Here is a 13,145-nt window from a genome sequence, read left to right on the forward strand (position 1 = left end):
ACCCAACGGATGTCAGGTGCTTTTTCCGTTTTCAGGGCTTGACCGCTTCGGCGTATCCTTTGAGGTATTGCAGGAAATCCGAGTCGGTTGACATGACCAGGGAACTGTTCTGACCCAACGCGTTGCCGTATACCTCCAGCGTTTTGACAAAGGAATAAAAATCAGGATCGAGGTTGAAGGCTTCCGCATAGAGCTTGGTGGCCTCGGCATCGGCCTTGCCCTTGATCACCTCGGCGGTCCTGTAGGCCTCGGAGGTGATTCGCTTCAGTTCCCGTTCCTTTTGACCCCGAATCTTCTGGGCCTCTCCGCGGCCTTCGGAGCGAATCTTTTCGGCAATCTGCTTCCGCTCGGCGATCATACGGTTAAAGACCGAATTTCGGACCGTATCCACGTAGTCGATCCGCTTGATCTGTACATCCACCAATTCGATGCCGAATTGATCGACCTTGGGCTGGGCCTGTTTCAGGATGCCTTCAAGAAGTTTACGCCGGCCATAGTTGATTTTGGCCTGTTTCCGCTCCTTGCTTTCCTCCTCTTCCTCCTCCTGCCAGCCGAGATCCAGGAAGGAGAGTGGACGATTGCTCGTCCGCACCGCCTCGATCAATTTGTGGGAGGTGATGGCGTTTCTGACCGCCGGATCGATGATGTCGTTGAGGCGCCCGTTGGCGTTGAAGACGTCGGTAACGGTCTGGAGAAATTTGATGGGGTCGACGATTTTCCACCGGGCAAAGGCATCCACCCAGATATAGGTTTTTTCCTTGGTGGGGATCTGACCGGGGTCGCCGTCCCACTGCAACAGGATTTTGGGAAAAAAATTGGCCTGATCGATAAACGGCAGCTTCAATTTCAATCCCGGGGTTGTTTTGGCGTCGCCGATAATTCTGCCGAAACGGGTGATCACGACCTGTTCGGTCTCGTCCACCACGTAGGCTGATGCAAAAAGAACCATCGCTGCCACCAGCACCAGCGCAACAATCGTATTTCTGTAGATCATTTTATCCCACCGTCTTGTTTTCCGATATTGAGGAGCGGAAGAAGGTTCTTCTGTTGGTCGTCCACGATGTATTTATGCTCGAGTTTGGGATAGACCTCGTTCAGGGTTTCCAGATAGAGCCGTCGACGCGTCACGTCCTCCGCCTTGCTGTATTCGGCGAAGAGCGCTGTGAATCGGGAGGCGTCACCCTTGGCGCGGTTGACCCGATCCAGGGCATACCCTTCAGCCGCACGGATCGTTCGATCCGCCTCGCCCCGAGCTGTGGGGATGGCTTTGTTGTAGTCTTCCTTGGCCTGATAGATCAGTTGCTCCTTTTCCTGGGTCGCCTGGTTAACCTCGTTGAGGGAGGGTTGCACCGGCTCGGGAACGTCGGTTTTCTTCATTTCCACGGTTACGATATGAATACCGGTTTCGGCCTGATCCAGCTCCCGTTGGAGTGATTCCCGGGCGGCAACGGCGATTTCCTCCCGTTGACTGATGATGTCGTCGATGCTGCGATCTCCCACGACGAGGCGCATGGAGGCCTCGGACAGATCCCGCAAGAGCCGTTGCACATCACGCACCTTGAAGAGATAATTGTAGGGATCTTTGATCCGGTACTGGACGACCCACGGCACCACGCCGACGTTCAAGTCGCCGGTCAGCATCAAGGTAACGGTGTTGCCGCCTCCCGAAACCCGTGAAACACCGCCTGCCGCGCCGAATTCTTCGGTCTTGACCAGTCTCACGTTAACCTTTTTGACGGTTTCAATCCCAAGCGGCATTTTGAACTGAAGCCCCGGCTGGGTGGTCCGAACATAGCGTCCGAATCGCTGGACTACGCCCACCTCGCTGGGTTTGACCGTATAGAACATGGTCGATGCCAGCAGAATCACAAGGATTACGACAATGATCACGGGCCCGCCCGGTATCTTGAGGTTGTTGAATTTTTTCAGCAGGTCATCCATTTTCGGCGGGACGTCGCTTCGCCGCTGCTGTTGCTCTTTGAGTTTCTCCCAGTCCCAGCTCATCTGTCGGCCTACCTTTACCGTTTTAAGGTTTTGGATGAAAAACATCCCATCCTTGATAATAGTATACGCACCATTTGTTAAACTAAGGAATCAGGCCTTTCAAGTCAAGGAAAAACGGTTCGCGACAAGGGCGGGCGACAACCGGCGGCATCATATCATGAACCGGCTCGCGGTGTTGGGCGATATCCCTTTCAGTTTCAGGATCGTTGACCCCCCCGGCCGGATGACAATCACTTCGACGGCGGTATGGGGGGCGGTTTTGCTGTAGCCGATGCAGATGGACGCGGCCGTCAGGGTGTCTTCCTCCGTGGATTCGCCGGTAATCAAACCGATGGGGCCGGGGATGCTTCGGAGGCGGATCATGGTATTCCGGTTTCGGTCGGCGTACTTGATGAGGGCGTCGTTGTCCCGCTGATCCCGGCCGACGATGATCTTTGTATGCGGTCCGATGCGAAAATGACGTCCGTGTTTGAGCAGGTGCAGATTGCTTTCCGTATAGACGGTTTCATGATCGAAAAGGTCCTTCAAGCGGATGCAATAGTGTTTGTCCGTGAGCAGGCAGCCGCCGCCCGGGTTGGGGTAATCGACGACTTTGAAGTGTTGCGCCAGCGCGATCTGGGGTTTTCGGGAGCGCCCCGTGATTCCGTACAGCGTTTCGCGTCGAATCCATCCTTTTTTTTCGGGAATTGTTTCCGGAAGCCTTTGGATGCTGAGAGGCCGAACGATGTATCCTTCGTAGCCGGAGTTCTTCTCGACATAGCGCAGGGAATGGCGGGTCTGGGACATGGGGCGCTGGCCCATGACCTCCCCGCTGAACAAAAAATCGAACCCGTTCTCTTCCATCATTTCACCGGCCAGTCGAAACATCAGGGCGTGACAGTCGAGGCAGGGGTTCATGTTCTGTCCATACCCGCAAGGCGGGTTTTTCAGCATTTGAATATATATCGACGTGATGTTCCTGATCGTCAGGGGAATCTCCGTGAGGTCGGCTGCTCTCCGAGCCTTGTCAGCCGAAAAGAAGGGCGTCTCAAAACTGACCCAGGCGACATCGATGCCTTGCTCCCGCAACACCAGTGCGGATAGGATGCTGTCCAACCCTCCGGAGCAGAGACCCAGGGCGCGGACTTTTTTTTGATGTGAAACCATGATACAGAAATCTTTCCATGCGTTGGATGCCGGGCGTCCGGCAAGAGCTTTAGAGACATTCCATGATTATAGGGATTCGAAATACCAATGAAATCCAAAAATGAGATTCAGCAGATATGCGACATCCTAAGAAAGGCCTATCCGGATGTCAAGACGCAGCTGCTTCACCGGAACCCTTTCGAGCTGCTCATTTCGACCATCCTCTCAGCCCAGTGTACCGATCGCCAGGTCAACGGCGTTACGCCGGCCCTGTTCAGGGTATATCCCACACCGGATGCCCTGGCTCGGGCCCCCATAAAGAAGATCGAAGCACTCATCCGGCCTACGGGATTCTTTCACAACAAGGCCCGGAATATCCGGGCCTGCGCTGCCGCACTGGTGGATCGTTACGGCGGGGTCGTTCCCCATGGCATCGAGGAACTCGTTGCCTTGCCCGGCGTGGGACGCAAAACCGCCAATGTGGTGCGAAGTGCCGCCTTCGGCCAGGCAGCGGTGGTGGTGGATACTCATGTGAAGCGGATTTCCCGACGCTTGGGCCTCACTCGTCATGAGGATCCGGTCAAGATCGAGTTTGACCTGATGGCGAAGGTCCCCGAAGCGGAGTGGAACGATCTGGGGCTTCGCATGATCTATTTCGGCCGGGAGACCTGCAGGGCCAGAAAACCGGACTGTCCGAACTGTCCTCTGTTCGATCTGTGCGACTATCCGGAAAAGACTGCTTGAGGAACCAACAAAATAGCGAAACCATGTTTTCCATATTGAAACGTATTTTCCGACGAGGTTCTGTAAAGGTTCCCCGGCCCGAACCGGTTTCTTTGTCGCCGGATGGGGCGGAAGCAGCCGACGCCAAACCTGAAAAAACACCGGTACCGGCTCCGGCCGCGGCGGTCTCGACAAACGCGGTTGACGCGCCTTCCAAAATCCGGAAAAAAACCCCTCGACGCCGAAAACAGCCTCCCTCCGATCCGGGGCAACATCAACGCCGATCCGCGCTCCGGAATCGACACGGCATCCCTGTATTTCAGAAGGACGCCGATATTTCCCGGCTGTTTGAAAACCGACCGAAGGAGACAGTCCTGGACGCCGAAGGCCGACATCAGGCCGCGGCGTCAATGGCGCCCCGGCGCAAGGTTCGGCGACCGGCCAAAAACAAGAACGGCATTCCCGTGTTCAGGGAGGACACTGATTTCTCGCTCTATTTCAGGGATGTGCCGTCCCGGTCGGTGCCGGTAGGCGATCCAACGGCGGCACGGCGTGTTTCGAAGTCTGTTTCCGAGGATTTTCAGGTTTTGCTGGAGGAATCTCTCGCCGGGAAGACCGCCGAAATGCTGTTGGGAGAAAAATGCGACAGGCGGCTGAATGACGGCGACATGACGCCGGAACAGACGATACGTCAATATCCGCCGCCGCAGGAAGAACTCGATTTGCACGGCAAAACGGCCCGGGAAGCCATTGAGAGTACGCGCAGGTTTGTTGAGACATCTCGATATCGCGGAAAACGCACCCTTCTTGTCATCGTCGGAAAGGGGCTCCACTCCGAGGGGAGGGCCGTTCTCCCCGACGTCGTCGAGGCGGAACTCGCTCGTCTCCGACAATCGGGTAGAATCCTGGCCCACCGCTGGGAGCGGGGTGCAAGGCGCAAAAGCGGCGCCATCATCGTCTACCTGAATCCCATGTGACCCTCGGACGCGATGCCTTGGATTACGGAACACCGGCTGACGCCTTTGTGCGGTCGACGTCTGGAGACGGTCCGGATTCGTCTGAAATCCCCACGGGGGCTGATTTTCGTGCCGCCTTTGATCGGCGGCGACGCCGCTCAGCAGGTCCGTTATTTCCGCCGGCTGGTTCGGATGAGATATGATCTTGTTACCTTCAGTTATTCAGGACACGGTCGTTCGACAGGCCGGTTTTCCCACGCCGCTGCCTTGAAGGATACGGCGGCGCTGCTTCGGATCGTCGATCGGGAGAACCGCGGCGACGGTTTGCCGATAACTGGAATTGGCTGCTGCTACGGGGCCATACCGCTCATTTTTGGAAACAGCCGTTTGGCGGCGCCTCTCAAAAAGTTGGTGCTCATCAACGCTGTTTTCGATCTGAGCGTCAAAGCTGCGGCGACGTCCTTTTTCAGATACTATCGCGAGATTCACCAATGTCGCGGATCCGAATCGTTTTTGCGAGGGGTCTTCCGACGATACCTCGATTTCATGTTCCCTCAGGTTCACAAAACGCGTCACGAATTTGGACGGCTGCACCGTCGGCGCGTCCGTATTTTCAAAACCCTGGCGGACGTCCTTTTTCTGAATCCGCTCGCATCGATCCGGCAAGACCGCACCCAGGCCCTCTGTCTCTATGGACGGGAAGACCGTATATTGAGGTTCTACGGCACCGGTTATCCGGCGTCCTATGAAAAGACGGTAAAACGTATTTTCCCAACTGCGGCATTCCAACCTCTGCCGGGGGGGCATTTTCTATCCTCACCCGTCACGCGGAACGAAATCCTTCGGCGGATCCGGGTGTTTTCCGATCATCAAGGGCTCATCCTTCCGGTTTCACCAATTTTTAATACAGCTTTAACACGTATCTAACAATAGAAGGCTATCTTTGCACCATCGGATGGATGGGTACGGCGTCACAACGCATCCACCGAAAGCGAATTCGTGTTTGAAAGCAAACGGGTGACCCACCCAAACAACCTGATTGTTGGAGGAAAGGAAAACGATGAAGAAACAAAACGGTCTTTTGACCACGGTATTGGGACTTGCAATGGTGTTCACGGTATCCGCCGCAACGGCGGGAGACATCGTCGTGAAAGGATCGACCACGGTGCTTCCGATCGCCCAGGAAGTGGCGGAAGCTTATATGAAAGAAAATCCGGAGACCAAGATCACCATTTCCGGCGGCGGTTCCGGCAACGGTATCAAGGCGATCATTGACGGCACCACCGATGTCGGGAACGCTTCGCGGTTCATCAAGGACAAGGAGGTCAAGCTGGCCGTTGAAAAGGGAGTCTACCCCGTGCCCTTCGGTGTCGCCTACGACTGCATCATTCCCGTCGTGCACATGAGCAATCCGATCGCGGACGTGACCCTGGCCCAGCTCAAGGGGATCTACCAGGGCAGGATCCGCAACTGGAAGGACATCGGGGGCCCCGACAAGGAGATTACGGTCATCTCCAGAGACACCTCTTCGGGCACATATGAGGTATGGGAGGAAAAGGTACTGGAAAAGGAGCGGGTCTACCCCGGAGCACTGCTTCAGGCCTCCAACGGCGCGGTGGTGACGAGTGTCGCCAAAAACCCCAACGCCGTCGGCTATATCGGAATCGGCTATCTGAACGATCAGGTCAAGCCCCTGACAGTGGGCGGTATCGAAGGCTCCAAGGAGACCACATTGAACGGGAAATTTCCCGTTTCCCGTGCGCTTTATATGTTCACCCGCGGATGGCCGACCGGCGATGTCGCCAAATTCATCAATTATGTCATGCACCCCGAGAAAGGCCAGAAGTTCGTCGAGAAAAGCGGCTACGTTCCGCTCTACTGATCGATCGACAGAAAGTTTTGCGTTCGTTCCCCCATGGGGGTCCGAAAGGGGCAGCCGGTGCTGCCCCTTTGCGCATCTTACATATGAGGAAGTTTTCCAATGACCAAAAAGCGACAGTCGACCGAAAAGATCATGAAACGATTTTTCTTCAGCGTTGCAGGAGCATCCATCGCCATCCTTTTTTTGATCATGGCGTTTCTCTTCATGGAAGGACTGCCTATATTCAAGGTAGTTTCCGTCGGGGATTTCCTCTTTGGACACTATTGGTATCCCACGTCGGATCCGGCCGATTTTGGAATAATCCCCCTGATTATCGCTTCGCTCTCGGTGACGGCGCTCTCGTCGATGATTGCCATTCCGCTGGGCGTCATGACCGCCGTATACCTGGCCGAACTGGCCTCCAAGCGGGTGGCCGAGATCGTCAAGCCCATGGTCGAGCTGTTGGCGGCTTTGCCGTCGGTGGTCATCGGCTTTTTCGGGATGGTTATCATCGCCCCTTTCCTCCAGAACGTTTTCGATATCGCTACGGGTCTGAATCTTTTTAACGCCGCCCTGATGCTGGCCTTCATGTCGATTCCCACCATCTGCAGCCTTTCCGAAGACGCAATATACAGCGTGCCCACGGGTCTCAAGGAAGGGTCCCTCGCCCTGGGCGCAACCCACTGGGAGACCATCGTTCGGATCATTCTGCCTGCTTCCGTATCCGGTATCAGCACCGCCGTCATTCTGGGGATGTCCAGGGCCGTCGGCGAGACCATGGTGGTGCTGATGGTAGCGGGCGGGGCCGGGATGATCCCCGAGTCGATCTTCAGTCCGGTGCGCCCCCTCCCCGCCAGCATCGCCGCGGAGATGGCCGAGGCCCCCTTTCGAAGCGATCATTATCACGCCCTCTTTGCCATCGGTATTGTGCTTTTTGCATTTACCTTTTTTTTCAACCTGATTGCCGATCACATCGCCCATAAATACCGCCAGGTGGGCGAGGCGTCCCTCTGAAGCGGCGGGGGGCTCGGACATGGGGAAAAATGATATGGACATCACCAAGGATCAATACGTCGAGGAAAAACCTCGGGTCTTAAAATCCGCGCCGAAGCACCGGAAGATATCGCTGATTCAGGAAGCATTCGAGATTCGGCATCGACGCCGGAAGCTGATAGAGCGGCTCCTTTTCACCTGTTTCAGGGGTGCCGCGGTCCTCAACGGGCTGGCTCTGGCCGTCATCGTCTTTTTCATGCTCAAAAACGGCATCAGCGCCGTCACCTGGGAGTTCCTGACCGACGTGCCGCGGGATGCCATGACCCGGGGCGGGATCCTGCCCTGCATCGTCGGCACCATCCTCCTGGGCCTGGGCGCCATTATTATTGCGCTGCCCGTGGGGGTGGCCTCGGCCATCTATCTCAGTGAATATGCCAAGCAAGGCCCCGTCCTCCGGGCCATTCGTCTGGGTATCAACAACCTGGCGGGGGTGCCGTCGGTGATCTTCGGGCTCTTCGGCCTGGCCTTTTTTGTGACCTGGCTGAAGATGGGGGTCAGTCTCGCCGCCGGCTGCCTCACCCTGGCCGCGATGAGCCTGCCGGTCATCATCGGGTCAACGGAGGAGGCTCTCAAGTCGGTGCCCGACACCTATCGCGAGGCCTCTCTGGGCCTCGGCGCAACCAAATGGCAGACCATTTGCCGGGTGGTGCTGCCCGCCTCCCTCCCCGGGATCCTCACCGGCGCCATCCTGGGCCTGAGTCGGGCCGCCGGAGAGACCGCACCCATCATGTTCACGGCGGCGGTCTTCTACACCCCCGATCTCCCTGAATCTATTTTTGACGAAATCATGGCCTTGCCTTACCACATCTACGTGCTGGCGACGGCGGGGACCCATATCGAAGAGACACGGCACCTCCAGTACGGCACGGCCTTGGTGCTCATTGCGCTTGTGCTGGGAATGAACATGGTTGCCATCCTCTGGCGGAGCCGGTTGCGTCGAAAACTGAAATAATCCATGCCGCAGGTCCACTGACGGACCAGGGGCGGCCAGAATCCGAAAAGGAACATCACGATGTCTCCCAAGCTCAAGATGACGTCAACAGATCTGAATTTTTATTACGGGGATTTTCAGGCGTTGCACAACGTCAATCTGCAATTTCAGGAATGCCAGGTAACTGCTCTCATCGGTCCGTCAGGGTGCGGCAAAAGCACGTACCTGCGTTGTCTCAACCGGATGAACGATCTCATCCCCATCAGCCGGGTGGAAGGAAAGATCATGCTCGATGACGAGGACATCTACGACCCATCCCTCGACGTGGTCATGCTTCGGCGTCGGGTGGGCATGGTCTTTCAGAAACCCAATCCCTTTCCCAAGAGCATCTTCGAAAACACCGCTTACGGTCTTCGAGTGAACGGCGTGAAGGACAAAGCCTTCATTCAACACCGGGTAGAAGAAAGCCTCAAGCGGGCCGCTCTTTGGGAAGAGGTCAAGGACCGTCTCGACGATACGGCTCTGGGGCTGTCCGGTGGGCAGCAGCAGCGGCTCTGCATCGCCAGGGCTCTGGCCGTCGAACCCGAGGTGTTGTTGATGGACGAGCCGGCCTCAGCCCTCGACCCCATCGCCACCCAGAAAATCGAGGACTTGATTCACGAACTGAAGGAACTCTACACCATCATCATCGTGACCCACAGCATGCAGCAGGCCGCCCGGGTATCGGACATGACCGCTTTTTTTTACATGGGCAAGCTGATCGAGGTCGGTGAGACCGATACGGTGTTTACCCGTCCCAGGTTCAAGCAAACAGAAGATTACATTACCGGCCGTTTCGGTTGATGAAAAGGACGTGCTTATGGCCAAACACTTTCAAAAGGAACTGGAAAAATTAAAAAAACGGGTTCTGGGGCTCGGGGCTCAGGTGGAGGATCGGCTCCGCCTGGCGGGCAGGGTCATCGAATCCCGGGAACTCTTCGACGCGGAGCGGATCATCAAATCGGATTATCTAATCAACGAAGAAGAGGTCGAGATCGAGGAGGAGTGCCTCAAGATTCTGGCGCTCTACCAGCCGGTGGCGGTGGACCTCCGGTTTATTATTGCCGTCATCAAGATCAACAGCGAGCTGGAGCGCATCGCCGACGAGGCGACCAATATCGCTCATCGGCTCAAGAAGATCATTCAGTGCCATGACGGCTGCGGTATCAGCTATGACTACGGTGATCTGGTCAGGCGGGTTCAGGCCATGTTGAACAAGGGGTTGGACGCCATGATCAACCTGGATGTCGATTTGGCCTTCAAGGTGCTTCTCCTGGATGACGAGGTGGACAACCTCCATCATGAGATGTACCGGCGGGTCATGAAGGATATGCTCGCTTTCCCAGGCAACGTGGAATATCTGATGAACAAATTTCTGATCTCCCGGCATCTGGAACGGATCGGCGATCACGCCACCAACATCGCCGAGGAGGTGATCTACCTCGTGGAGGGCGAGATTGTCCGCCATAAGGATTATTGAGAAAAAGCTCTCGATCGATGTGGTCTATGGTTCGACGTGGACGTTTTAACAGTTTTCGGGATTCATGGGCCGGTGCCGGCATGGGACGGTTTGCGCCCCGCGCCGTTGTTTCAGCTGCTATGATCACCATCTGAAAGTTGAGTCAACACCTTGACGTGTCAGGGCGTTGAAGGCCCTGAAAGAAGTGGGGGAAGCCCCATGCCGCGTGGTGTCTTGCAAGGTTTTGCATGACGCTCTTGACGCGGACCTTGTTGGCTTGATAGGCAGAGATCGATCCATGAGATCGCGGTGTCTGCAATTCGGGTTGGCGACACAAAAATGAATCCTGCAGGATCTTTTCGGAGACGGGACGGCTGCAGGAATGACGGTGCAAAGAGAAGGACATCCATGAACCATGTTCATCAAGATCACCCGTAACATCCGATTGCCGGACCCGGTCAAGTCGGCCCGCCACCGGCATTGCCCCGAACTGGGGCCCAAGATACTCTTTTTCAGCGGCGGGAGTGCGCTGAAAGATACCTGCGCCGAGCTCATTCAGTACACCCACAACTCCATTCACGTCATCACCCCCTTCGATTCGGGCGGGAGCTCGGCCAGGCTCCGGGAGGCTTTCAAGATGCCCGCCATCGGGGATGTGCGTAACCGCCTTCTGGCCCTGGCCGACAGCAGCCTCCAGGGATATCCGGAAATTTTCAGGCTATTTGCCTGTCGGTTCCCTGAAGACGGTGACCCGACGGTCCTGAAGGGGGAGATGGCGGAGATGATCGCCGGCCGTCATCCCCTGGTCGCCGAAATCCCCGATCCCATGCGCAGAATCATCCGTCATTACCTGCATCTTTTTATAGAATTCATGCCCCGGGATTTTGATCTGAGAAAGGCGAGCATCGGAAATCTCATCCTGACGGCGGGCTATCTCGACAACCGGCGCAACCTCGACACCATCATCTATATTTTCTCCAAACTGGTCCAGGTGCGGGGGGTGGTGCGACCGGTGATCAACAAATACCTTCATCTGGTTGCCGCGCTGGCGGACGGCCGACGGATCGTCGGGCAGCACTTGATGACGGGCAAGGAGGTGTCGCCCCTGGGCTCCCGCATCACGGACCTCTGGCTGACGTCGAACCCGCAACGTCCGGAGCCCGTGCATGTTCCGATCCGACAGAAGACGGCGACCCTCATCGAGGAGGCCGATCTGATCTGTTATCCCATGGGCAGCTTCTATACAAGCCTTGTCGCCAACCTCTTGCCCCGGGGCGTGGGTCGGGCGGTCCGGCGAACCGCCTGTCCCAAAATCTTCATTCCGAACACCGGTGGATGCGATCCGGAAACCGTCGGCATGGGCATCATGGATCAGATCCGATGCCTGGCCTTTTTTTTGAACAGGGACGATCCAAACGTCCAGGAAACCCGGGGGGTTCTCGATTTTATCCTGGTGGACCAGGTCCGGGGCGATTACCATGGGGAACTGGACCGGGAGGAGTTGACGCGGATGGGCATCAATGTTATCGATACGACTCTGGTGAGCGACGAATCCGAGCCGCTGATCGATGAAAAACTTCTGGTTCCGGTGTTGCTGTCGCTGTCTTGATGCAACGTTGGAAGGAGAGCCATGCTTCAGGACAAAAACAAAATCCTCATTGAGAGCATCAAACGGCTGCTGAGACGAAACGCCATTCCACACCTGCGCAAAATCGTCAACAAAACCCACGCCGCCGATCTGTCGGACGTCTTTCCTTATCTGACGGTCCGGCAGCAGCACAAGCTCTTCGAACTCATCGATGACGTCGAAAAAAAGGGTATCCTTTTCAGCGAGCTGGATGAGGCCACCTTCCTTGCTTTCGTGGAACAGATGAACGTCGACGACATCGTTCCTGTCTTCGAAGCCATGCCCAGTGATGACGTCGCCGATCTTCTGGGCCAGCTGCGTGATGAAAAATCCGACGCCATCCTCAAGAAGATGAAGCGTGAAGGACAGGAGGAGGTGGAGAATCTTCTGAAGTACGGCGATGATACCGCGGGCGGCATCATGGTGCCGGATTTCATCGCCCTCAGGGAGGATGCCACGGCCGGCGAGGCCATCAAGATGTTCCAGAAGGATTACAAGGACGTGGAGATGCCCTTTTATCTCTATGTCGTGGACGAATACGGCAAGCTTGTCGGAGTGAGCTCGCTGCGGCAGCTGGTGGTCGTCTCACCCGATACCCCCCTCAAGGCCTTCATGTCCACGGACGTCTTCTCGGTCCGGACCGACACGGACCAGGAGGAAGTGGCCAAGCTGGTGGCGCGCTACGACATCCTGGCGGTTCCGGTGGTGGACGACACCAACACGCTGATGGGGATCATTACGGTGGACGATGTCATCGACATCATCAAGGAGGAGGCCACCGAGGACATCCTCAAGATGGCCGGCGTGGGAACGGAATTCATCGAATCGAAGTCCATACTGAAGAACACCCGGATCAGAATGCCGTGGCTTCTGGCCAGCTGTTTCGGCGGTCTTGCCGCCACCTTCATCATCGGGGAGTTTGAGGAGAGTCTGAAACAGGTGTCCGCACTCGCCGCCTTCATCCCCGTCATCATGGGCATGGGCGGCAATATCGGCACCCAGTCGTCCACTATCGTGGTCCGCGGCATTTCCACGGGGTTTCTGGACGTGCGGGAGATCTGGTCCGTGGTCTTCAAGGAACTCTCCATTGGATTGCTTCTGGGGCTTGTGTACGGGACGCTCATCGGGGTGGTTGCCCAATTCCGTTTCAGCGGCCCCAAATTGGCTCTGGCGGTGGGCTCCGCAGTCATCTGTTCCATGTCGGTGGCGGCCCTTGTAGGATCTCTGGTGCCCATGGTCTTTGCGAGAATGAACGTCGACCCTGCCGTGGCCACGGGGCCTTTCGTAACCACCTCCATCGACATCATCGCCGTGTTTTTTTACTTCCGGATCGCATCGATCCTTCTGGGTCTCTAATCGCCTCTTCT

13 protein-coding genes are annotated in these 13,145 nt (G+C 56.5%); 10 read left to right on the top strand and 3 right to left on the bottom strand.

All coding sequences use genetic code 11. From position 1 onward, the window contains the following. Nucleotides 1–31: 31 nt before the first annotated feature. From hflC to dmul_RS06200, 3 genes are all read right to left on the bottom strand, one after another. The gene (gene hflC / locus dmul_RS06190; RefSeq protein ID WP_020876588.1) at nucleotides 32–994 is read right to left on the bottom strand and encodes a protease modulator HflC; all 963 of its coding nucleotides are present in this window, start codon (nucleotides 992–994) and stop codon (nucleotides 32–34) included. Then, nucleotides 991–2,004 carry an FtsH protease activity modulator HflK gene (gene hflK / locus dmul_RS06195; protein WP_040414970.1) on the bottom strand — a complete coding sequence of 338 codons (1,014 nt, stop codon included), beginning with the start codon at nucleotides 2,002–2,004 and terminating at the stop codon, nucleotides 991–993. The genes hflC and hflK overlap by 4 nt, the downstream gene beginning before the upstream one ends. Nucleotides 2,005–2,154: 150 nt before the next feature. Beyond that, nucleotides 2,155–3,150, bottom strand: a complete 996-nt coding sequence (locus tag dmul_RS06200; protein WP_020876586.1) for a DUF814 domain-containing protein — start codon at nucleotides 3,148–3,150, stop codon at nucleotides 2,155–2,157. Nucleotides 3,151–3,237: 87 nt separating this feature from the next. Between dmul_RS06200 and nth the strand changes: the two genes are divergently transcribed. The 10 genes from nth to mgtE all read left to right on the top strand — a co-directional run bounded on the left by nth (nucleotide 3,238) and on the right by mgtE (nucleotide 13,134). Continuing rightward, the gene (gene nth / locus dmul_RS06205; protein WP_020876585.1) at nucleotides 3,238–3,873 is read left to right on the top strand and encodes an endonuclease III; all 636 of its coding nucleotides are present in this window, start codon (nucleotides 3,238–3,240) and stop codon (nucleotides 3,871–3,873) included. Nucleotides 3,874–3,965: 92 nt separating this feature from the next. Further along, the gene (locus dmul_RS06210; protein ID WP_169829050.1) at nucleotides 3,966–4,829 is read left to right on the top strand and encodes a Smr/MutS family protein; all 864 of its coding nucleotides are present in this window, start codon (nucleotides 3,966–3,968) and stop codon (nucleotides 4,827–4,829) included. 12 nt (nucleotides 4,830–4,841) lie between these two features. Further along, nucleotides 4,842–5,735, top strand: coding sequence for an alpha/beta fold hydrolase (locus dmul_RS06215; RefSeq protein WP_020876583.1), 894 nt, complete (start codon nucleotides 4,842–4,844; stop codon nucleotides 5,733–5,735). A gap of 133 nt (nucleotides 5,736–5,868) precedes the next feature. Further along, the gene (locus dmul_RS06220) at nucleotides 5,869–6,690 is read left to right on the top strand and encodes a phosphate ABC transporter substrate-binding protein (RefSeq protein ID WP_020876582.1); all 822 of its coding nucleotides are present in this window, start codon (nucleotides 5,869–5,871) and stop codon (nucleotides 6,688–6,690) included. A 99-nt stretch (nucleotides 6,691–6,789) separates the two neighbouring features. Next, nucleotides 6,790–7,683, top strand: a complete 894-nt coding sequence (gene pstC, locus dmul_RS06225; protein ID WP_020876581.1) for a phosphate ABC transporter permease subunit PstC — start codon at nucleotides 6,790–6,792, stop codon at nucleotides 7,681–7,683. Nucleotides 7,684–7,702: 19 nt separating this feature from the next. Continuing rightward, nucleotides 7,703–8,674 (top strand): phosphate ABC transporter permease PstA, encoded by a 972-nt coding sequence (pstA, locus tag dmul_RS06230; protein WP_234979142.1) that lies wholly within the window; start codon nucleotides 7,703–7,705, stop codon nucleotides 8,672–8,674. 60 nt (nucleotides 8,675–8,734) lie between these two features. Continuing rightward, the gene (gene pstB, locus dmul_RS06235; RefSeq protein WP_020876579.1) at nucleotides 8,735–9,496 is read left to right on the top strand and encodes a phosphate ABC transporter ATP-binding protein PstB; all 762 of its coding nucleotides are present in this window, start codon (nucleotides 8,735–8,737) and stop codon (nucleotides 9,494–9,496) included. Between the two features lie 16 nt (nucleotides 9,497–9,512). Continuing rightward, nucleotides 9,513–10,172, top strand: coding sequence for a phosphate signaling complex protein PhoU (gene phoU / locus dmul_RS06240; RefSeq protein ID WP_020876578.1), 660 nt, complete (start codon nucleotides 9,513–9,515; stop codon nucleotides 10,170–10,172). Nucleotides 10,173–10,566: 394 nt separating this feature from the next. Further along, nucleotides 10,567–11,760, top strand: a complete 1,194-nt coding sequence (locus dmul_RS06245) for a GAK system CofD-like protein (RefSeq protein ID WP_020876577.1) — start codon at nucleotides 10,567–10,569, stop codon at nucleotides 11,758–11,760. Nucleotides 11,761–11,781: 21 nt separating this feature from the next. Next, nucleotides 11,782–13,134, top strand: a complete 1,353-nt coding sequence (mgtE, locus tag dmul_RS06250; RefSeq protein WP_020876576.1) for a magnesium transporter — start codon at nucleotides 11,782–11,784, stop codon at nucleotides 13,132–13,134. The last annotated feature ends 11 nt before the right edge of the window (nucleotides 13,135–13,145 follow it).

It is taken from the genome of Desulfococcus multivorans (assembly GCF_001854245.1).
In the GTDB taxonomy this organism is placed as follows: Bacteria; Desulfobacterota; Desulfobacteria; order Desulfobacterales; family Desulfococcaceae; genus Desulfococcus; species Desulfococcus multivorans.